The following is a 21,617-nucleotide window of genomic DNA, read 5'->3' as shown; positions in this document are numbered from 1 at the left end:
ACTATAAAGTGTTTTTTCAGTTTCATAATATTTAAATTTAATATCTTTTAAAGTTTCTTGATATAGTTTTGTAAAATTTTTAAATAATTCACGATGTGATTTTATTTCACAATCAATAAATTCAATTAATTCATCATCAAAATTATTTTTTATTCAAACATCAATCATATTATGTAAACATATTCCACGATTTTGTGCTAATTTTAAAATATTCTCATCAATTTGTGAAAAATCTTTTGGCACTAAAATATTAACAATTTTACTTACACTAGGTATTAAAATACTATACTTATGTAATTCATCATTAAAAATATATAAAGGTTTTAAATCTAATCTCATAAAATTGTTTCATCATTACCAATATTTTGATTATCATTATTAAATAATTCTTTTGTCTCAGATGAATTAAATTCTATTTTTTCTTGTGGTTTATCAGATTTTTTTAAATCATTATTTGTATGTAAAAATTCATAATTAGATACTTGAACTATTCATTCAGTTTTATTATCTTTATTTTTAAAAGATTTTAAAACACCAGTAATTGCTATTTGACTACCTTTTTGACAATATTTTTGTAAAGTAATTGCTTGTTTATTTCAAACTTGACAAGGAATAAAATCAGTTTCTTTTTGTTTTGAATATGGGCGAGTAATTGCTAAATTAAAAATAGTATATTCTTTTCCATTACTTGTTTTCTTAATTTCAATATCTTTTGTTGTTATACCAATTCCAATAAATTTATTCATTATTAAATTTCCTCCAAATTCTTTTCCATAATTAAAGTATCAATATATTCATAAGCACTTTCTTCTGAATGACATTCTTCTAATGCTTCATTAAATAAATCTTCTTCGGTATAAACTTTGCCATTTTCATCTTTTCACATATTATTCACATCCTTGTCATTTAATATTTTCATTTTCTAAATCAATAATAGTTGTTAATCATTCTTGTTGATTTTCAACATTAGCAGTAGTTTTTGCTTCTTCTAATGTATAAAAACAGCTCGTTTTAAAATCACTATATTTACTTTTCATTACCAATAAGTATCTTTTATTCATAATTTAATTCCTCCTAATTCTTTTTAGTATTTAATGCTCAATGTTCATCTGCAATATCTTCAAATGATACTGAATAACTTTTAAGCATTAATTCACTTAATTTATTTTCTTGATTGCATTCTTTATGAAAACAATAACCTCAATATCTTTTTTTAATACAAGTTTTATTTAACTTTTTCATATATACCTCCTAAATTATTCCTTTGATTTTTTGGTCAATTTGCAATATTTTTCAACCATCAGAAGCTAAATCTAAAATATCGTTAATTTTGTAATATTGCATATAAGAAGCAATAACATCTCATTTATCTTTAAATAAATTTAAGTACATTTTGGCTCATTCTAAACATTGCAAATCATAATGTTTTTTATGATGTGAAATACGACAATTAATAGGTTGACAATTAACTCAATAAAATGATGTTGTTATTTCATTTCAAGTTTTATTAATATATTTACTTTTATATTCTGTCATTATAATTCCTCCTAGTTTTAACTTGCTGGCACTCACTCCCAAGTGAAAGTGCCAAGCGAGAATTAGTTATATAAGTATTTATCTATTTACTTACTACGCCATCCGCCTCACTGGGGGTGAGCGGTGGCGATATGTTAATTGTTTGAATGTTTAATAATCCACAGTTGTTTTTTAATATTGACGCCAGACATATATATGTCTTCCTTTATCCGTGCCCATTTGTGCTTTTGCTCTGGGATTTGACGTTCAGTTTTTAAATTAAAAATTCACTCGCATTTTAAAGGACCAAATGCTATAAAACTCCAACCAACCACACTTTTCGCAAATTTAATTGTAAAGTCACTATCTCTATTTTTATTGTCGTTTGATATTAACCTTGGACTTATCACGACTATCGCTTAGTTCTAATGAACCAGCGCCGATTTACATTTTTCCTCATACACTATTTCAGTACTTGCCTCGGCCGGCGGTGGAATAAAAACACTTAGTTATTTAAAATAACCGTTCCGCTCTGCATTAAGTTGTTTTATAAAATTTAAGTTTTAATAAACCAGTTTCATAATCAAAGATAATTTTTGAATTTTCTAAGCGTTTATAAAACCGCTTTTGTGTTTTATCTTTTACTTTATTCAATAAATCTTTATGTTTTTCACAAGTTCATAAAACTTTATTTGATAAAAATTCTTCGATAATGAATGATATTGCTTTATAGCAATTATCAACATCACATATTGTTTGTTGCTTATTAATTTTCATTACCTACTCCTTCCTTTATTAAGTTTTTTTATTAGCAAATTAATTAACTGAAACAGAGAAAGGACAACACCTTAAAATTGGAGAAAAAACAGGTACACTTTATAAAGATTTCTAAGATATTTAATAAATGTGTAAACAACTTAAAGAGGGTATCAAAAAGTTGTAATAAAAGTTTCTATTTTAAGAATTTAAGATGCTGTCCTTTCTCTGAATCAATTAATAATTTTGGTTTAACAAATAAAAAAACCATTTTAGTAAATGGTTTAATTTATTATTTCTATTCAATTTCTATGTATTTGTTAAAACCCTTCTTTTTTCCATGCGACCCTTTTGGCTGTATGTATTATTTAAGGGTTTTAATTAATATCTTAGAAATTGTGGAATAAAAATACCACTTACTTATCTAAATTATATTACTTTTAATTTTATTGTCAACAATATTTTAACATTTTTTAAATTTTTCTACGACAAAAATACATGTTTATTAAAGTTATTTAATTTATTAGATAAAATTAATAAAAATATAAGTTTGGTTGTAAATTATTATTTACAAAATTATTAACTGAATAATTAATTCTTTTTTCTTCTAATGGTTCATTAGTATTAAATAAATTAATTTTATTTTTAAAATTCATCATACTAGTATTTAATTTATTTTTAAGAGTTTTTTCATGATAAGTTGCTTTTTTAACCAAAACACCTTTACAGTAATGTGATATATCACCCTCAATATGACAACCAATATTATTTCATAATGTTTGATTTCTGACACCTTCTTCATTATTTTTAATTAATTTAATTGTCTCTTTTAAGAATTTCATTTTTGATTCTTTTATAAAAGAAGCACTGTTTTTTAAACATTCTAATAATTCTTCATATTTAGCATTAAAAAAATAATCGATTGCTTTATGGTACGTTTCTCTGTTTTCTTTGTTTTTACTTTGATAAGGATATAATTTTTTAAATCTACTTGTAAGGTGGAATTTATCTATCGTGTAATGTACTTTATTTTTAGGAAAATATTCTTGAATAAATTTTACAATATTTTTAATTCAAGGTGCGCCATCGCCTAATACCATAAATTCAATATTGTCATTAATATCATAATAACTGGTAATTAATGTAAATAATTTATTAACAAAATTAGTTAATTTACTATTTTTTTTAATATATTCTGGAATATTATCAAGTTCTATAACACCTAATTTATTTGCAATTATAGGTCTTTTTTTCGTTGATTTTACCTTATCAAAACCAGTATGAACAGTTGAAAATATACTATGTTTTTTTATTTTTTCTTTTCCTTTTTTCTTTTCATTTCACATTTTTAAATAAGTTCCATCAATTTGAATATATAAAGTATGAGGTATCTTTACTTTTTTATCAGTTTTATTAAGATAATATTCTTTATCAGTTTTTGCATTTTTCATAATATTTGAAATTGTTTTTATACAAATTTTTACATGTTCCATAGTATCTAAAATATCTTGATATGTTTTTTTCTTGCCAATAAATGATAATATTTTTTCTTTAACAGAATTATTTATTCTTTGTCATTTTTTAATTCCTAAAAGTTTATCCAAAGGAAAAATATATTCTTCTTTACCTGTTTCTGGATTAATTTTATAATATTTTCTTCTTTTAAAAGTTATTTTCCCATTTAAAATAGTTAATGTTCTTGGTTTTATTTCTTTTACTTTATAATCTTTAAATTCTTTTAAAGTTTCATCAATTTTATAATTTTTAAAAATTCATTCATCAGAATTTTCTAAATTTTGTTGAATAATTTCAATACTTTGTATATATAACAAATTATTAAAATTCTTAAAAAAGTTGTTATCAATATTTATCATTTTTTTACCCTCTTTCCTTAGTTCTACACATTAACACAAAAATAATAAAAATGCAAAAAAAAAAAAAAAAAAAAAAGATATTATTTTTTATTTATTGTGTTATAATTTAATTGTTAATTATTAGCAAATTAATTTAACTGAAAAAAGTAAAGTAATTTACTTTTTTTATTTTGATGTAAAATATAGATAATAAAAAAAGAACCGTGTCAAGTTCTTCTGTACATGTTTTTCTCTACTTATATTTAACCATATAAAGGAGTAAAAAATGAAAGAATTTAATCCAAAAACAGCAAGTTTACGAACATTCTATCGTAAAATAGATGAATTTTGGCAAAATAAATCACCTAATAAACCATATACTTTGAACGATTTAACCAATGAATTCAATCTTTCTCGCAAGTGAAGATATGATACTTATGCGAGCGAGAAGATAGTTCCTTTACTTGAAAAACAAGTTGATAGAATTGAAAGTGAAATAATTAATTTTATGATGAAATCACCAAATGGTGCTAAATTATATTGACAACGAGCATTTAATTATAAATATTCAATACAAGAAAAACAGTTAGAACAAGAATTAAACTTAAATAATCAACAACCAATAATAGTTAATTTACAAACGGATATTAGAGATATTAAAAAAGAAAGTGATAATAATGCTTAATCATTTTACTTATTTGTTAGAAGCTTCTTATTGGTTATTACAAAATAGTAGTATTGGTAATAAATATCCCTTTGCTAAAAAGTTTGAGTTAGTGAATGAAATTAATCAAATTGGAACACGATATAGTGGTAAAACTATATCAAATATTAAAATGTTTGGTGAATTATTAAAAATTAGTTTATTAATTAAAGAACCAATTTGTATTATTGCTAGTATGTATTGGAGTAAAGATTTAAAAGATAGTGTATTTCAAAATATATGAAATATGTTAGATGAAAATCATATTCCTTATACTATTAATTTATCAAATTTTACTTTTACTTTATCAAATGGTAGCAAAATATATTGTAAAGGTTTACATTCACCAAGTCGAAAAGAAAAATTAAAAGCCTTTGCTGATTTAAATAAATATAAATTAGTTATTGATTGAAGAGAAGAATGTGATCAATTTCAACAAAAAGATTTAAGTGATTTAGAATTTGCTATTCGTGGTTATCAAAATAAAATAACAATTAATACATGTAATCCTGAAAGTTTAAAAAGATATATTGTTGGTTATTGTAATGAATTAATGCCTTTTGATGAAAAAATAATGCGTAGTAAATATGAGCAAATTAAGTATATTGAAAAATGAAATATGAAAATTATTATTCATTATTCTAGTTGAAGATTAAATTATGAATTACCACAAGATAAAGTTAATGAACAATTAAGATTAGAACAGTTAGATATTGAAAGAGCAAGAGTATGGAGTTGAGGTTTACCAGGCAATACTAGTGGGTCAATATTTGCAAGATATATTGATATTATGCAAGCAACAGATATTATTCAACCAACTAAATTATTAGGTGGAGTTGATTTAGCAAACTCTACTAGTCCTAAGGGACATACAACAGCAGCGAGTTTTTGAATATATAATTCATTTGATAAAAAAGCATATAAAGTAGCAGAATATACACACTCAAATGCTACACAACAATTTAAAGGACCATTAGAACAAGTAAAAGATATTTTAGAGTTTTACAACAATCAATTAAATCAATATTTTAATTTAATACAGCAAGGTATATCAATCAATGTTGATGATAGTGCTTATGCAACATTAGAAAGTTTAAACCGAGAAAAATATAATTATTCTTTTGGTCAATATATGCATTTAAAACCAGCACAAAAGCAGAAATTTAAAATAAAGCATCGTATTGAAGCATTCACAATGTTAATAAATACTAATCAATTAAAATGATTATGAGAAAAATGTCCTGTAAGTAAAACTCAATATGAATTAATTCAATGAGAAGATAAACCAGATGCCAGAGAAGAACGAATGTTGGACTTATACGATGATACATTTGATAGTGATTTTTATGCTTTACACTTTGAATTAGTACCAATGGTTAAACATAATAGTACAGCAGATTATAAATTATGACAACAAAGGGAGTGATTAACTTAATGAAAAAAGATATTTATGTAATACATGATGAGCGTGTAATAAATGCAAAAAGACCTTATATGTCTGTTTGTGGACAAGTTAAAAAAAGACTTTGTCAAGAATTAAAAAAAGATAATATTGCAATATGTAAATTAAATTTATATAACGAATATATTAAAAGATATCAAAAAGTTAAAGTATGTGTTCAAGTTTTATCAAATGAACCAAATTTATTAACTGTAAATATAATTAATTATGCACTTATTTTAAAATTAAAGGAGCAAAATAACAATGAATAATACTTTCCCTAGTTTACCAAACTTAAATGATATTAATAGTGTTTTAAAATTTTATAATTATGATTGAACTATTAATTTAGCAAATATTATCGCTCGTCATCAAATGCGATTAATAAATGGTAAAGATATTTTATTTAAGTCGCATCGTAAAGATATTTTAGAAAAATTAAATTGATGATATGAAACTTATAAAATAAAAGAAAAATTAGATAAAAATGAATTAACAGCAAGTTTAATGGGTAAAACTATCTTTGGTTTATTAGAAACTAGTGATGGAAATATTGATTTATGAATTAACCCTTTTAACTTTACATCACGCGTAAGTAAAATAAACGAAATTGAACAAGGTGCCGATATTTGATTAAATTATCATCAATCAGATAGTGGTTTTATTTTAAATTTAATTTGTACCAAAGATAAAATAGTTATTAAAGGTTGACCTAAAAATAATGAAGTAGTTGTTGGGCAAAGTAAAACACAAATTAAAGATGATGTTAAACCTGTTTTAGTACAAGAATTTAAAAATAAATTAGGTATAGTACCTTTTTGAGAAATGATAAATGAACCTAATCCTTTATTTTTATCAACATCAACTACATTAAACCCATGACCTACAATGGCAAATTGTTATAAATTACAATTTGATTTAGAAGATAGTTTTAATATTAAATCAAAAGAAAGATATGCAAATCGTACACATTGATATGGAATACTAAGTGATGATTTAATGACTGCTTATAACAAAGGTAATAAAAAAGTACTGCAAGATGTATTCGATGATATTTTTGTTCAATCAAGTTCATCAACAGTAGATGGTCAATTATCTCAATCTTTACAAGTAGTACAAGGGACACCAACCTTAGAAACATATACACAAGACCAAAAAGCAATTATTGAACAAGTATATATAGCATGTAATTTTTCTAGTCCTTTTGGTGATGCCTCAGATAGTGAAGAAAATAAAACCCAATCATTAATAAAAAAAACAAAAGACTTAGAAAAACAAGCATATTTACAAGCATATCGTAAACAATATTATACTAAGATGTTTGATACTGTTTTAAAATATTATGGTTTATGAGATGGTGTTGGTGAACGACCTTATGGTTTTGATTTTGTTAGTGCTAGTTTAGTTGACCAAATGCGACAAAATGAATTAATTACTGCTAGATTAGATAATGGCACAATGGAACCAATAAGAGCAATTACTGAATATGATAATATTGATGAATTAGAAGCAACCAAATATTTTGAAAAAATAGAAAAATGACAAGATAAAATGCAAGCCAAAGAAATAGACCATAATAATAAATTAATGGAATATGATGAAACTGGTAATAATCAAAATGCCTTACAAGGTAGAACAGAAATTAAGGAGAATTAAAAAATGAGTAGAATTAACCCAGGGGTTATGGAAGAATTAAGAAGACAAGCCCATGATACTTTAATAGATATTAGAGAAAATATAAGAGATAATAGACATTGAATGGTATTTCCTTTTAATGTTTATAGTTCATATATACCTGATACTGAAACTGGTTGAAAACCTAATAATGCAAAACCTAGTGATTATGGTAGCTATTCACGAATATTTGATAACATGGAAAGTACTATTGCACAATGACAAGGTAGTTTAAAAATAGTTCAAAAATATAAAGGTGAAGAAATTAATATTTTAACAATTGATGATTTTAATAAACAACCAATTAACTCAACTATATGAGCCAATAATGAAACACCTTTTGCGATAAAATTAAAAGATGAAAATAATAATGTTTATTGAAAATTAATTGATGGTGAAAACATTTATGATATTAATAGAATGTTAGAATACTTAAAACAATATAAATTAAGTTATTTTATTAATAATGATAATAAAGCCGATAATTTTTATACAAAAGAAGTTAAAGTTGGTAAATATTGAGATGCTTATATGATTGATGATAGAAGTTCAATTCAATTTGGTGATGCTAAATTTGAACAAGTATTTACTCAGCAATCAACAGAAAGACAATATACTTTATTAATTTTAGATGAAGATGCTGAAAAATTAAATATTAATGATTATTATAATTTTTATACTGTATTTAATGACCGTGGTTTAAATATTGGTGGTGGTGATATTAATTCTGCTCCCCAAGATAGACAATGATTATATCCATCAAATGTGATTAATTATTATTCACCATATGATGGTAGTTTTTTATGACAAGAAATTACCTTTTCAAGTATTAATGACAAAATTAGTAATAGTGGTTTATCAGTACGACAATTTATTCAAACAAGTGCCCCAGGTGAAGGCTATTGTTTTCCTAAAATAACTTATGATGAAAAACTAAATAAAGGTATTGTTGAATTAGATGAAATTTTATTAAAAGACCCAGGTGTTAGAGCAATGGCAGTTAAATTTTATGGTAATCCTATCTTTTTTGATATGCCTGTTATTGGGCGACCAATTATTAAAGGTGAATTTAATAAAAAAGTAATGAATTCAAGAGATTTATTAATGTATAACATGTTTCCTGCACCACCTGATAAAATAAATACTTATGCTTCACCCGAAGTAAGTTGATATAACATTCAAGGAATACAACCAACTATTATTACTGGATATAAAGATTGAAAAGAACATATTCAATCAATGTCTGATTTTTGAATTGAAAAAAATAATGAGGGTATGATAATAACAGATAAAGCAAGTTCAACAGCAACTAATCCAACTGTTGGAACAACTATTAAGGAAGAAAATTCAAATTCTAAGCCTTATTGGTCTAAAAATTGAATGATTACTCCACCAGATAAAGTAAAAGTAAATAGTGGAACTATTAATAACATTATTAGTACCCAAGCATCATCATATTTTAGAAGAAAAGATGAATTTGGTAATACTGTTGGTCAAGTTCAAATTGAATATAATAAAATGGGTGCATGTAATGTTTGAGATATCTTAAATATGAATAATTTTATTAATCGTCAAATTACAGTATTACCTTTAAACTATACGCAAAAATTAGTATTTAATCCTTTTACGATACCTGCTATTGGAAAGTTTTTAAACTTTGTTTCGTTTGGTATTCCTTGGGACTGAATTGGTAATTTAACAATTACACAAGATGATAAATGACCTAATTTTCCATGACTTAATGGTTTTATGAGTGCTAATGTTTATAGTTTTTATAATGATGCCTTTTGAGGTGATAAGGCTGCTGGTAAAGGTTATTTACCATTTGAAATATTTAGAGAACAAGGAAATGATAAAATTGGTGCTATGATTGGTGCTAATGCTACTAGTTTTAGTTTTACTACTTTATTAACTGATAAAATACAAGGCAATGTTTTTGAAAAAGATGGTAAACCAACAGAACGAATAATTTATTCAACTTATAATTTAAAACAATTAAATCCTAAAACTAATCGCATATATTTAATTAATGAATTAGTAAGAGCAGTTGATGCTCAAACACCAGTTAGTGATAGTGAAAAAGATAATGATTGCGAATTCTTACAAACACCAGATGGTACAAATTGTAGTTATATAATTGATATGTTTTCAATTCAAGCCTTATATAAAGGTAATTTTGAAATTATCTTTTATGCTGATAACCCATATACTAATAATGAAGAAGATTATTTACGCTTATCTGTATGGAGTTTCAGAGGTAAAACAAAAAGTGTTTTAAATAATTATTTACGAGATATGACAACTAACTATAAAACTAGTTTCTTACTACCACATGACTATGAAATACCAACATTTAATTACCCACAATATGTATTACCACCAGTTCCATATAATTACAAAGAATATACAAAAAATATATGAGATGCTAATACAGCAAAACCATTATTAACTAAAATTACTATACCAACACAGTGTTCTAATACTCTTTCAATAATTAGAGGAAATAATTTTTATAATTTATTTAATAATAATTATTTTAATGGATATTATGAAATAGAAATTGATTTAAAACAAATTGACCCAACAATTGAAAGTATTAGTAAATTTCAAGATGTTTATAAAACAATAGAAATAAATAATCTTACTAATTTACAAGTTAAATGTGGACAATCTGCTATAGAAAATTTTATTCCTAATAGAAATGTTAATATTTTAGGTGGTGTTGATAGTTGTAAAAATAATTTTAAAACATTAACCGATGTAAGTTTACGTTCCGCAGGTCTCTCACAAAGTGATAATGTTAATTTTGAGAATACAATAACTTTATATACTGATAATATAAAAGTAAATGATATTCAAACATTCGCTATCGGTTATACTAATGGTTTAAAAAAGAATTTGTATGAAAGTACCTATAAACTTTATGGTGCAACTTTATTATTTTTATTACAAATAACATCACTGTCTAATAAAGTTAATGATAAAATCAAAGAAACTTATTTACAAGCATATTATACTAATGATTTAAAATTAAAAATTAGATTTTCAAAAGTATTATATTTAGAATTATCGCCATTTTATCTTAATTATAATACTATGAATTTTTATAAATATTTTGGTAATAATCAAAATATTACAATAAATGTTAATAATCCCAATGTAGTAGGTATTAAAAATAAAAGTGATAATCCAGTTAAAATTACAATAAAACCAAGATAAAAATAAAAGAGATTTAATATAGAGTGCACCCATTTTAGTAAGTACTAATAAAAAAGTATTTACTATTTTTTTAATTATATCTTTTTCTTTACGATTTGAATATCATGTATTTCATTTTATAACATCTTGTATATATTCTTCATGTGAATTATATATTTTACAGTGGTAATTTTTTCCCATTGAAATTGTAATACCGTTAGATAAACATTTATCGTGATAAATAGTAGATGTATATTGATATCCGTGATCTGAGTGAATTATTATTCCATTCAGATCTTTTTTTATTAATTTTATTTTATTAATTGCATCATTTAAATTATCCATTACTAATTTATTGTCATTATATTTAGATCACTTTACATCAACTATTTCTTTAGTATATCCATCAATAATTGTTGATTGATAATATCTTTCTCCTTTTCAAATTAAATATGTTACATCAGTATATAGTACTGAAAACCTTGTTTTTATATCATTGAATTTACGATTAATTAAATCAGGATATTGCAATAAGCTTTTTTCTTTATTCTGTTTATATTTCATTTTTCTTCTCATTTTTCTTACATATTCAGGTTGTATTTGATTATCACGCATAATTCTTAAAACTTTTTTTGAATTATATTTTATACCATAATCTTCCTTTAAATATTTAGTAATTCTTCGATAACCAAATTGTTTTAAATTTTCTTCATAGACTTTTACAATATCATTTATTGCTTTTTTATCTTTTTTGCTACTTTCATAATTTTTATATTTATCTCAATAACTACGTTTTAACCCTGTTACTTCTAGTAATAATTTTATTGAATATTCACAAAAATTTTGTTTAATAAAAAAGACAATTCTTAGTTTGCTTAATTGCAAAAGTCATGGAGCTTTTTTAATAATTCATACCTTGTTTTATAATATTCTAAATTTCTTTTGCCAAAAGAAATTTTAGGTCCTTTAGGATTGTTTAATTTTCCTTTTTTATGATTTGCTCATCAAGATTCTACTGTATTTGCATTTATATTATATTGTTTTGCTACTATTCAACAACTTTTTTGTTTAATTTCCTCAATGATTTTTGTTCTAAATTCTGATGTATATTTGTTATATTTTTGTCCTTTTTTTGCCATATAAAAATGCACCCCCTATAAAAATTTAGCAAAATCTTTTTTTATTTTACTTACTTTTTGGGGTGCACTCTAAATAATCTCTTTTTTTATTCACCGTTAACTATTACATTGTCATTTTCGTCTAAAATTAAATCAGGTTCATTAGTATCTAAATTTCAACGATAAACTGATTTAAAAACTTTTTTACTAGCAGGTTGACTAAATTTTCAAGTAAATGATGAGTTTCATTGAACTGTTATATCTTTTGGAAATTCTATTTCTTTATTTCCAATAAATCCTTTTGTTTCTTTCAATATAAATAATTTTTCTACACCATTTTCATTAACAATTATTCTTTTTCCATTTTCTTTTGATGTTTTTGTATCATTTTTAAATTTTGTAATTCTTCAATTTTCACTTGAATTACTGTGTCATACTACATAATAATATTTATTATCTACATTATTAAATGATTTTTCTTGTGGCGCTATTCACTCTAAATTGTTTTTAATATTTTTATTCGTTGTATTTATTTGGTTTTCTTTTTTTAAATATTTTAATTCTTCTGGTGTGTATTCTGCTATGTTATTACAAGCAACTAAACTTGTTGTACTTGTTCCAATTAAAGTGATTGTTCCCAAAAGACTTAATATTTTTTTCATATTTTAATTATATTATACTATAGCCTATAGCTGCCATTAATTCTGGTTCTGTTATTTCTCAAATTGATGAAAAAATACTAATAGCTTTTTCACAAAATAATTGAAAAACATCTTCATGTATTAATACGCTACCGTTTTCTATTTGATTAAATAAAATATTAAAAATTTGTTCCCCCGTCATTGAAATTTCTGTAGTTTGATCTAGAATAAATTCACCTTCACTGTCTCTTCATGGATCTCTAACATAATAAGTATCTTCAAGTATATTTTCTTTATTTGGCTTGATTCCAACAATTAATGCAGAATGAGAAGCGTTATTAAATATTTGGCCATAATATTCTAAATCAAAAAAACCACCAAAAATAACAGGGACTTGTCTAGAAAGAGATTCCCATATTAAATGTCTTATCCACATTCTTTTTTCTATATCATTTAATCTATTTCAAAATAATCGAGTTAAATCAATTTCCTTTAAATTATATCCCAAACTTTCCTTAATTATCGGGTTTGTGTTAAATAATTCAATTACATTTGAAAACGAAACACCTTTTTCATTTATGCTGTCTGAAAAAAACTTGTAATTTCTTCTTGTTCCATTTCTTTAAGATCTTTATTATTAAGAATATTATTATCAAATATATTTTTTAAAATTGCAATAACACATCATAAATTAGCTATTTGAAATTGCATTGGTTTTTTCATGCTAGTTTTTCTTAAATCAATTAACACATCTTCTAATATTGGATATGTTATTTCTTGTCTTTTAACTCTATTTAAATTTTTTAAATTATTTGTTTGTAAATAACTAATTTCATTATTTTCTAATTTAGTTTCTTCTTTTTGATAAGGACTAGCGGCAATTGTTGTTGATACAGCAGTGCCACTAATTGTTAATACACTTAATAAACTAAGTAATTTTTTCATACTTGTTTTTCTCCTTTTTTTATCTTGAAACCTTTTATCAAGATTTACCAGTATTATATATATATATATATATATACAAGCAAAATTAGCGATTATTTTAATAAATTTATCTTTTAAAATACTCTTAATTACGCGTTTTAAGGGCTAAATTAGCAGTAAAATATATTATTATTTGTTTAGTATTTGTATACAAAATATATTGTAATTGTGAACTATTGGTATATAATTAAAAATATAGGTTTAATCTTTTTCCGTAAAAAAGAGTTTATGCTGACTTGTTAATCGGACAAGAATAAAAAAAGAGAGGTTTATAAAATGGCACTTACAAAAGAACAATTAATCGAACAAGGTTTAAGTGAAGAGATTGCAGAAAATATCTTAAATCAGTTTAATAATGAAGCAAAGCAAATTAGAGAAAGTGTGCAAAAACGCGAAGATGTTATATCAAAAGAAGACTTTATTAAATTATCTAATGAATTAGATGAATTAAAAGCATTTAAAGATGTTCCATCTACTAAAATTGAAGATATTAAAACTAATTTAGAAAAAGTTAGTGGTAGTTCTTTAATTGAAAAAATGCAAACTTTAAAAGAATTAAAACCTGATTTGTTTGTTGAAGAACAACCATCAGTTTCACCAACTAATTTTATTAAAGATATGATTGAAAAATCAACTGAAAATAAGAATGATGAAATTGAAACTATTAAAGAAAAAGGAGCATATACTCCTGATGAAATTAAAAAAATAACTGATTATACACTTAAAAACCTTAGATAATAAGGGAGTGAAATATTATGGCAACAATTAATTTGCCACAAGTACCTTTTATATTACAAGGTAATACAACAGACCAAAAAGCGTATGTTGATATGGTTAATGCTTTATTGCGTGGACCTTTATATAATGAATATGCAAGTATTATGCAGTATGCTACTGCAACCGCAGAACAAGTTGCTTGATTACCAAATGCTGGTCAAGCACTATATAATTTAACTCATCGTGTGGTATGACAAGATGATTATTCATTACCAAATGGTGGGACAACTCAAACAATGGGATTAACAAGAATTCCAGTTCCTATTGATAAAAGATTTAATTTAAAATTAATGAATGAAGCTTTTGACTTAGCATTAATAGAACAAAATATTAAAAATGGCGTTATTGCTGATGCTATTTCTAGTGTTGTACAGAATAAATTTGTTAATTTAGAATGTGAATTAATTCAGGCTATTTATGATTATTGTTTAGCAGATGGTCAATATGAAGTAATTCCATTTCGTAGTTATACAGCTGAAAATGCTGATGATGCAAATAGAGCATTCTTTACATTAAATGAAACTTTGATTGAATTAACAAATCAAATTAGTAATTTATATTTTGGTTTGCCAACTGATAAAATGTTTATGGTTTTAGGTCGTAGGGCGTATTTAGGATTAACACCTGCTTATTTAAAAGTAATTGGTTCACAAGCACAATTAAAATCGATGGTTAATGGTGAATTATATGAAAATACAGCAATGGGTATTCCAGTATCAAAAAGCTTTCATTTAGAAAAAACATATACAAAAGGACAAGTTAACCGTGATAAAGGTTATAATTTTACTAATGTAAATGGTTTAATTATTAATAAACAAGTATGAGCTTATCCAATTAATATGGATACTATTCAACAAGTTTTAGATAATGATACTGCTAACCCTAAATGAATTGGTAAAGTGCAATATGCAACACCAACAATTTTATATCCAAAAACATGTAAAATTATTTTGGAAAAACAACCAAGCCAAGATGAAATTACTGCCGCTAAAAGTAATCTAAATAAAACTTTTAGAGTTCCAGTTGATTATCTAATTTCAGCAACAAAACCAGAATCAAAACCAAATAATCAAGGTTAATATAAAATGAATTTACTAATATTACGCGTTTTAACTTTATTAGTATCTAATTTAGAAAATAAACCTTTAATAAGTAAATTTGTAAATTTAATTAATAGAGTTAATCAAGTTAAAAATAAAATATTAAAGCCAATTAATTATATTAGTGATAAATATAATAAAATTACAAATAAAGTTGAAGATATTTATCAGTGATTAAATCCATTTACTTATTTAGATTTAATTAAAAAAGGTCATAAAAAAGAAATACAACAAATATTAAGTCAATTAGAAAAAGATAATAATATTAAAAATAGAGAACAATTTAAAAATGAAAATTATTTAAATACTAATTGACAACCTTTAAATAGTAGTTGGCTTGATAGTGGTATGTTTAATATTACAAATAAGTTAACTTTAACAGGTAATTTAACTATTTTAATATATACAAAAACAGCAAAACATCCGAAATTTTATGGTCCATATGTTTATCCTAGTGTTCCAGTTGAAATTTGAAAATTATTAAGTAATGCTGTATCTAATGCAGGAACTTTATTTTGACGTTATTGATTAAGAAAATGATTACCTAGTCATTTAAGAAATTATATTAAAAAACGATTACCGCAAGCATTAAAAGAAAAATACCCAAAAGGAACTACTAAATTAACATTACCAACAGTTCAAAAATTACAACAAATTAAAAACTTTATTAATAATTTAAAGATTGGACATTTTAATTTTAATTTTGCTGGTGAAATTAATAATAAAAAATGGTATCGTGAACGTCGAAGTGATGTTAAAAATATTAAGAATTTATATAAAACACCAGTTAAAAATATATTTTACAAAACTAATCAAACTATTAAAACAATTAAGAAAACAAGAACAAGAATTAATAGTTATAAGCCAAGTAATTTAAAAAATAAATATCGTAATCAATTAAGAGGTGTATTATATGGAAAATAATTTAAGTAATTTATTATTTATAACAGTTGAAGATGTTAAAGAAAGTAAACTTTGACAACCTATTAATGAAAGAAAACAATCTGCTTATAATGATAATTTAATTTATAATGCTATTTTAAAAACTAGTTTATGAATGGATAGATTATCAGGCGGGACAATTTCCGATAAGATTAATAAAAAAGAATTATTTCCATGAGTAAAAAAAGATAATACTGGTTTAATTGAATATGATAAATGATTAAGTTATATTCAATCTGCTTGTTTATTAGCAGTTATTAATTGATATTTACCAAAAGGAGTTAATGATTTAACTGGTAGTGCATCATTTTCACAAGGTGGTGTTGCTTATTCACAAACTAATGACCCTGAAGCAAATGAAAATATTACTCGTGATGTTAAAAATGCTTTAAAATTAGCAGGTGAAATAATTGATATTATATCTAGTAAAACAGTATCTAGGCCATATAATTATAGTTTAGATAATTATGCTCATCCATGAGAAGAAGAATATAAACATATTAGTAAAAAAACTTTTTATCCAACATTATTATTTTGATTAAAAGATAGAATTGTTAAAGATAATAGTATTAATATTAGTTATCCTATAAAAAATGATTTTAGTAAAATTGATTATAATGAATATATTAAATTAGTCGTTCCGTTTGATAATGATACTATTTATGAAGAAAATGGTGTTTGAAAAGCAAAACAAAGTAATGAAATTCCATCGGATGTTATTAAAGATAGTTATTTAAATAAAAATTATATTGAAAAAGTTGATGATAAATATATTGTAAAAACATCACAAGATATTAATAATAAACAAGATAAATTAGTAAGCGGTACAAATATTAAAACTATTAATGGTTCTTCATTATTAGGCAGTGGTGATATATCTATTAGTGGTGGCAATGATTGAGAATTAATTAATTATCCAGAAGCAAACGAAAAATTAACATTTAAAATTCCAGATTATGATTTAACAAAATATTACTATAAAATATCAATTTCAATAACAGATTATGCATCTGCTAATAAATTTGTAACACATTATTTTGAAACAATATCACAAAAATCAATTTTTTCATTTTTAACAGCTAATTCTTATGAAAGCATAATAATTAAGCAAGATGGATCAATTAAAAATGAAACAAATAATATTGTTATTAAAGATTTAACAATTAAAAGAAAATTAATAAATAATAGCGAATTAATGTCAAATGAACCACATTCTATTTATAATCGTGATATGGATATTGATTTACCCAAGTATCAAGAAGAAACATCGGACTCTTATGATATAGTGATAAGAAAAATAAATAGTGCAACAACTATTAATGAATTAAATTTATTTGAAAAACATCCAATATGAAGAATTATTTCAAATAATAGAAATGATATTAAAGAATTATTCAATAAAAAATGATTAGAATTAAATAAAAATGAATAAAAAATTAAATGAGGTAAATAATTATGAAACAAGATAAAACAACTTGATTAAAGGGTGCCTTACCTTGAAATTGATTTAAAAAAGACCCTATTCCGACTTATAATTGAACTCATAAAGATATTAGAGAATGAGAAAGAAAATATAAAATTCGTAGTTGAGTAGTTAGTTTTTATACATTGATATTTTTAGCATTAAATTGTTGATTAGAGTATGGGATGATTAATGGCATTAAAGACCAAATTAATTGGTATAATTATGGACAATATTGAGGTAATGGAATTGCTATTTTGATAACACCTTTATTTACACACGGAATTCAAGGTATATTTGTTGCTAGTAGTAAACCAAAAGTAGATATGAAAATTGATATACCAAGATTAAAAATATCTAAAATGGGATTAGTATTTACAATATTACCTTTAATTACTTTAATAATTTCTTTAATTATTATTTGAATTGATAAATCAAAATGAAAAAAAGACCATTTAAGACATTGTTTTGACTGCCGTATTAATCCGCGTGTCGTTCAACCACGAATAGCTAAACAATGAAATAATTTAGATGGCATAACAGAAGAAAAATTAAAAAATATACAAAATGAAAATATTAAAAAACAAAAACAAGAAGAAAATAAACAAGAATTAAATATAAACAAATAATTAAATTTTATTAAAATAGACTATATTTATAGGGGTGGTTGATATTTTTGGGTGGTTATATAGTTTAATTTATAAATTATTTTGTTCTGAAAGGATGGATGGCCACTGTTTGAGTAAGGATGAGAAAGGAAGTAAAAAAATGTTAAATGATACATTAATGATTGCTTTACTTGTATTAGCGGGTGCTGGTGGAATGGGTAGTCTTGGTATTCTTGGATTATCTGCTAAGAAAATTAAAAAATATAAAGCAGAAATTAGAGAATTAAGAACAGCTGTTATTGCACACGAAAAACATTTACGAGGACCTGAATATGCAACAGAATTAGCACTTAAAACAGGTCAAATTAAAAATGTTAAAAAACAAGTTAAAATAAACAACAAAAAACAAGAACAAAAAGATGCTATTAGACAACTAACAAATAGTATTTAAAAAAATAACCTTAATTGGTTATTTTTTATTTTTCTTTATTGTGTTTTATATAAAAATTAATAAGATGTTCTATTCGTTGTGAATAAGTATCAAAATTTAATTTATTTCAAACTTTTTCTTCATTTTCATTTAAGTAAACATTTATATTACGAATTTTACAAGAATAATATTTTCTTGTTTTTTGATTGTATGATTGTTTCATAATATATTACCTCTCATAATGAGCAATAATAATTGCATCGCGTAAATGATTACTTATTTTATCATTATTATAAAATCAACCCTTACCATATTGATAAGTTAAATTAGTATCTTTATCAAATTTTCATAAATAACTATCATTATATTTACTTAAATTTTCCATATTTTTAACCACTGATTTAGTATAACGGGGTGATATTCAATTAACATTATTTAATTCGTGTGTATCATATTTAATTACTCCAATTATTTTTAATAAATCATCACGGTCTTTTGAACCATTAGCATTTGTATATAAGCAATTTTCAATGTTTACAAGACAAACACTATTGCAGTGTTTAAATAATATATCTTTAATAAAATCAACTTGTTTTATTCATAAATAATTAGTAAATTCTAATTTTTCCTTTAATTTATTATCTTCATAAACAACAATAGCGGTAGTACCAGTTCCTGATGGGTCAATACCTATTTTTATCATTATCTTAAAAATCTTTCTTTAAATTGATAATAAAAATCTTCGCTTTGTTTTCTAATCAGAACTGGTGATAATTTTTCAACATTTAATTCTTCTTTTAATCAATTTTTACCTTTTGAAATAATATCTTGTTCTATTTTTGTATTTGTAATAAAATTTTTAATATTATTGAAATGCTGTTCACTCATTCAATTTGGATTTGAGTTGTTAATAATTTCTGTTTGTTCTTTTTCTTGTTTAGAATTAATTTTACTTATTTCACTATTATCGGGGTCTAATTCTTCGGTTGGTAAACCTAATAGTTTGCTTAAAACATATTTAACTCCATAAGTTAATGCTGACCCAATACTTTTAGCGGGGTCAGTATTTTTCCCTGTAAAAGGTCAATAAGTTTTAATTTCTTCTGTTTCTTTACATAAAGTTAATTCCATTTCAAAATATGGTATATCATTAATTACTTTTAAAGTATCTTTCACATAACTCCAAATATATGTAATATGATGCTTTTTAAATTCTTTTTTAACTAATTCTAATACTTGTGCTTCACCAAAATAGTTATAAATTGTTCTACCATTCATTTGCATTGTTTGGTTTTTTTCTAAATATAATGATAAATCGTGTTGTATTTCACCAATACTTGCTATTAATGTTTTTTTAGTTTCTTGTGGCATTTTCTCATTCCTCTCTTTCTTGTCATATTAAAATTGCTTCTTTAATTTGTTCTAAATTTTGTTTAGTAATATCAACTTTTTCTTTAATTACTATTTTTAATTTTGGATTTATAATTATCATTAATATTTTTTTATTATCTATACAAAAGTCTTTTTCTAATAAATAATAAAGTTTTAATTGCCAAATATAGCGTTCAATATCTGTTTTCTCATTAGAACTAGTAATTTTTCAATCACATATTATATATTCATTATCAGTTGTTATTCCAATAAAATCAGTTGTCCCACACATTAAAGGACTATAAAGTGTTTTTTCAGTTTCATAATATTTAAATTTAATATCTTTTAAAGTTTCTTGATATAGTTTTGTAAAATTTTTAAATAATTCACGATGTGATTTTATTTCACAATCAATAAATTCAATTAATTCATCATCAAAATTATTTTTTATTCAAACATCAATCATATTATGTAAACATATTCCACGATTTTGTGCTAATTTTAAAATATTCTCATCAATTTGTGAAAAATCTTTTGGCACTAAAATATTAACAATTTTACTTACACTAGGTATTAAAATACTATACTTATGTAATTCATCATTAAAAATATATAAAGGTTTTAAATCTAATCTCATAAAATTGTTTCATCATTACCAATATTTTGATTATCATTATTAAATAATTCTTTTGTCTCAGATGAATTAAATTCTATTTTTTCTTGTGGTTTATCAGATTTTTTTAAATCATTATTTGTATGTAAAAATTCATAATTAGATACTTGAACTATTCATTCAGTTTTATTATCTTTATTTTTAAAAGATTTTAAAACACCAGTAATTGCTATTTGACTACCTTTTTGACAATATTTTTGTAAAGTAATTGCTTGTTTATTTCAAACTTGACAAGGAATAAAATCAGTTTCTTTTTGTTTTGAATATGGGCGAGTAATTGCTAAATTAAAAATAGTATATTCTTTTCCATTACTTGTTTTCTTAATTTCAATATCTTTTGTTGTTATACCAATTCCAATAAATTTATTCAT

At 23.6% G+C, this 21,617-nt stretch carries 28 protein-coding genes; 10 read left to right on the top strand and 18 right to left on the bottom strand.

The window, feature by feature from the left end:
• From AACL22_RS13695 to AACL22_RS13660, 8 genes are all read right to left on the bottom strand, one after another.
• Positions 1-339 (bottom strand): hypothetical protein (locus tag AACL22_RS13695; RefSeq protein ID WP_338992921.1); only part of this gene is annotated, 339 nt, incomplete at its 3' end.
• The gene (locus AACL22_RS13690) at positions 330-746 is read right to left on the bottom strand and encodes a single-stranded DNA-binding protein (RefSeq protein ID WP_338988701.1); all 417 of its coding nucleotides are present in this window, start codon (positions 744-746) and stop codon (positions 330-332) included. The genes AACL22_RS13690 and AACL22_RS13695, both read right to left, overlap by 10 nt.
• A 2-nt stretch (positions 747-748) precedes the next feature.
• Entirely contained in the window at positions 749-886 is a 138-nt protein-coding gene (locus AACL22_RS13685; protein WP_338988699.1) for a hypothetical protein, read from the bottom strand.
• A 1-nt stretch (position 887) separates the two neighbouring features.
• Positions 888-1,061 carry a hypothetical protein gene (locus tag AACL22_RS13680; RefSeq protein WP_338988935.1) on the bottom strand — a complete coding sequence of 58 codons (174 nt, stop codon included), beginning with the start codon at positions 1,059-1,061 and terminating at the stop codon, positions 888-890.
• A gap of 13 nt (positions 1,062-1,074) precedes the next feature.
• Positions 1,075-1,242, bottom strand: a complete 168-nt coding sequence (locus tag AACL22_RS13675; RefSeq protein ID WP_338991069.1) for a hypothetical protein — start codon at positions 1,240-1,242, stop codon at positions 1,075-1,077.
• A gap of 9 nt (positions 1,243-1,251) precedes the next feature.
• A complete protein-coding gene (locus AACL22_RS13670) occupies positions 1,252-1,536 on the bottom strand; it encodes a hypothetical protein (RefSeq protein ID WP_338991147.1) in 285 nt (94 codons plus the stop codon).
• Positions 1,537-2,052: 516 nt separating this feature from the next.
• A complete protein-coding gene (locus tag AACL22_RS13665) occupies positions 2,053-2,292 on the bottom strand; it encodes a hypothetical protein (RefSeq protein WP_338991075.1) in 240 nt (79 codons plus the stop codon).
• 512 nt (positions 2,293-2,804) lie between these two features.
• The gene (locus tag AACL22_RS13660; RefSeq protein WP_338992913.1) at positions 2,805-4,145 is read right to left on the bottom strand and encodes an Mbov_0401 family ICE element transposase-like protein; all 1,341 of its coding nucleotides are present in this window, start codon (positions 4,143-4,145) and stop codon (positions 2,805-2,807) included.
• Positions 4,146-4,410: 265 nt separating this feature from the next.
• Between AACL22_RS13660 and AACL22_RS13655 the strand changes: the two genes are divergently transcribed.
• From AACL22_RS13655 to AACL22_RS13640, 4 genes are read left to right on the top strand one after another with little or no spacing between them, the layout of a single operon-like run.
• The gene (locus AACL22_RS13655; protein WP_338991023.1) at positions 4,411-4,809 is read left to right on the top strand and encodes a hypothetical protein; all 399 of its coding nucleotides are present in this window, start codon (positions 4,411-4,413) and stop codon (positions 4,807-4,809) included.
• Positions 4,802-6,262, top strand: a complete 1,461-nt coding sequence (locus AACL22_RS13650; protein ID WP_338992912.1) for a PBSX family phage terminase large subunit — start codon at positions 4,802-4,804, stop codon at positions 6,260-6,262. Before AACL22_RS13655 ends, AACL22_RS13650 begins: the two co-directional genes overlap by 8 nt.
• On the top strand, positions 6,262-6,540 hold the full coding sequence (locus AACL22_RS13645) for a hypothetical protein (RefSeq protein WP_338991181.1): 279 nt from the start codon (positions 6,262-6,264) through the stop codon (positions 6,538-6,540). The genes AACL22_RS13650 and AACL22_RS13645 overlap by 1 nt, the downstream gene beginning before the upstream one ends.
• Positions 6,533-7,924, top strand: a complete 1,392-nt coding sequence (locus tag AACL22_RS13640) for a hypothetical protein (protein ID WP_338992910.1) — start codon at positions 6,533-6,535, stop codon at positions 7,922-7,924. The genes AACL22_RS13645 and AACL22_RS13640 overlap by 8 nt, the downstream gene beginning before the upstream one ends.
• Positions 7,925-11,008: 3,084 nt before the next feature.
• On the opposite strand, the gene AACL22_RS13635 is transcribed toward AACL22_RS13640, so the two are convergent.
• The 5 genes from AACL22_RS13635 to AACL22_RS13615 form a co-directional block, all read right to left on the bottom strand.
• Positions 11,009-12,025 carry a DDE-type integrase/transposase/recombinase gene (locus AACL22_RS13635; protein WP_338992909.1) on the bottom strand — a complete coding sequence of 339 codons (1,017 nt, stop codon included), beginning with the start codon at positions 12,023-12,025 and terminating at the stop codon, positions 11,009-11,011.
• On the bottom strand, positions 12,016-12,279 hold the full coding sequence (locus AACL22_RS13630) for a hypothetical protein (protein WP_338992908.1): 264 nt from the start codon (positions 12,277-12,279) through the stop codon (positions 12,016-12,018). The genes AACL22_RS13635 and AACL22_RS13630 overlap by 10 nt, the downstream gene beginning before the upstream one ends.
• An 86-nt stretch (positions 12,280-12,365) precedes the next feature.
• Positions 12,366-12,920: a lipoprotein gene (locus AACL22_RS13625; RefSeq protein WP_338992907.1), complete on the bottom strand. Its 555-nt coding sequence runs from the start codon at positions 12,918-12,920 to the stop codon at positions 12,366-12,368.
• 7 nt (positions 12,921-12,927) lie between these two features.
• Complete coding sequence (locus AACL22_RS13620) at positions 12,928-13,407, bottom strand: hypothetical protein (RefSeq protein WP_338992906.1); 480 nt, start codon at positions 13,405-13,407, stop codon at positions 12,928-12,930.
• A gap of 68 nt (positions 13,408-13,475) precedes the next feature.
• Positions 13,476-13,844, bottom strand: coding sequence for a hypothetical protein (locus tag AACL22_RS13615; RefSeq protein WP_338992905.1), 369 nt, complete (start codon positions 13,842-13,844; stop codon positions 13,476-13,478).
• 315 nt (positions 13,845-14,159) lie between these two features.
• Between AACL22_RS13615 and AACL22_RS13610 the strand changes: the two genes are divergently transcribed.
• From AACL22_RS13610 to AACL22_RS13585, 6 genes are all read left to right on the top strand, one after another.
• Positions 14,160-14,621: a hypothetical protein gene (locus tag AACL22_RS13610; RefSeq protein ID WP_338992919.1), complete on the top strand. Its 462-nt coding sequence runs from the start codon at positions 14,160-14,162 to the stop codon at positions 14,619-14,621.
• Between the two features lie 17 nt (positions 14,622-14,638).
• Entirely contained in the window at positions 14,639-15,739 is a 1,101-nt protein-coding gene (locus AACL22_RS13605) for a hypothetical protein (protein ID WP_338992917.1), read from the top strand.
• Between the two features lie 6 nt (positions 15,740-15,745).
• Complete coding sequence (locus AACL22_RS13600) at positions 15,746-16,684, top strand: hypothetical protein (RefSeq protein WP_338992916.1); 939 nt, start codon at positions 15,746-15,748, stop codon at positions 16,682-16,684.
• On the top strand, positions 16,674-18,134 hold the full coding sequence (locus AACL22_RS13595) for a hypothetical protein (protein ID WP_338992915.1): 1,461 nt from the start codon (positions 16,674-16,676) through the stop codon (positions 18,132-18,134). Before AACL22_RS13600 ends, AACL22_RS13595 begins: the two co-directional genes overlap by 11 nt.
• A gap of 23 nt (positions 18,135-18,157) precedes the next feature.
• Positions 18,158-18,793 (top strand): hypothetical protein, encoded by a 636-nt coding sequence (locus AACL22_RS13590; RefSeq protein ID WP_338988713.1) that lies wholly within the window; start codon positions 18,158-18,160, stop codon positions 18,791-18,793.
• A 94-nt stretch (positions 18,794-18,887) separates the two neighbouring features.
• A complete protein-coding gene (locus tag AACL22_RS13585; RefSeq protein WP_338992914.1) occupies positions 18,888-19,223 on the top strand; it encodes a hypothetical protein in 336 nt (111 codons plus the stop codon).
• A gap of 25 nt (positions 19,224-19,248) precedes the next feature.
• On the opposite strand, the gene AACL22_RS13580 is transcribed toward AACL22_RS13585, so the two are convergent.
• Genes AACL22_RS13580 through AACL22_RS13560 form a run of 5 tightly spaced genes read right to left on the bottom strand, consistent with a single transcriptional unit; the run spans position 19,249 to position 21,617 of the window.
• Positions 19,249-19,425 (bottom strand): hypothetical protein, encoded by a 177-nt coding sequence (locus AACL22_RS13580; protein ID WP_338988709.1) that lies wholly within the window; start codon positions 19,423-19,425, stop codon positions 19,249-19,251.
• A 6-nt stretch (positions 19,426-19,431) separates the two neighbouring features.
• Positions 19,432-19,905, bottom strand: coding sequence for a hypothetical protein (locus tag AACL22_RS13575; protein ID WP_338988706.1), 474 nt, complete (start codon positions 19,903-19,905; stop codon positions 19,432-19,434).
• Entirely contained in the window at positions 19,905-20,573 is a 669-nt protein-coding gene (locus AACL22_RS13570) for an ERF family protein (protein WP_338991151.1), read from the bottom strand. Before AACL22_RS13570 ends, AACL22_RS13575 begins: the two co-directional genes overlap by 1 nt.
• Positions 20,557-21,210, bottom strand: coding sequence for a hypothetical protein (locus AACL22_RS13565; protein WP_338991149.1), 654 nt, complete (start codon positions 21,208-21,210; stop codon positions 20,557-20,559). The genes AACL22_RS13570 and AACL22_RS13565 overlap by 17 nt, the downstream gene beginning before the upstream one ends.
• Positions 21,201-21,617, bottom strand: coding sequence for a single-stranded DNA-binding protein (locus AACL22_RS13560; protein ID WP_338988701.1), 417 nt, complete (start codon positions 21,615-21,617; stop codon positions 21,201-21,203). The genes AACL22_RS13565 and AACL22_RS13560 overlap by 10 nt, the downstream gene beginning before the upstream one ends.

Source organism: Spiroplasma endosymbiont of Seladonia tumulorum (assembly GCF_964020235.1).
Classification (GTDB): Bacteria; Bacillota_I; Bacilli_A; order Mycoplasmatales; family Mycoplasmataceae; genus Spiroplasma.
The sequence above is the reverse complement of the archived record's forward strand: the minus strand, read 5'-3'. Positions and strand labels throughout refer to the sequence as shown.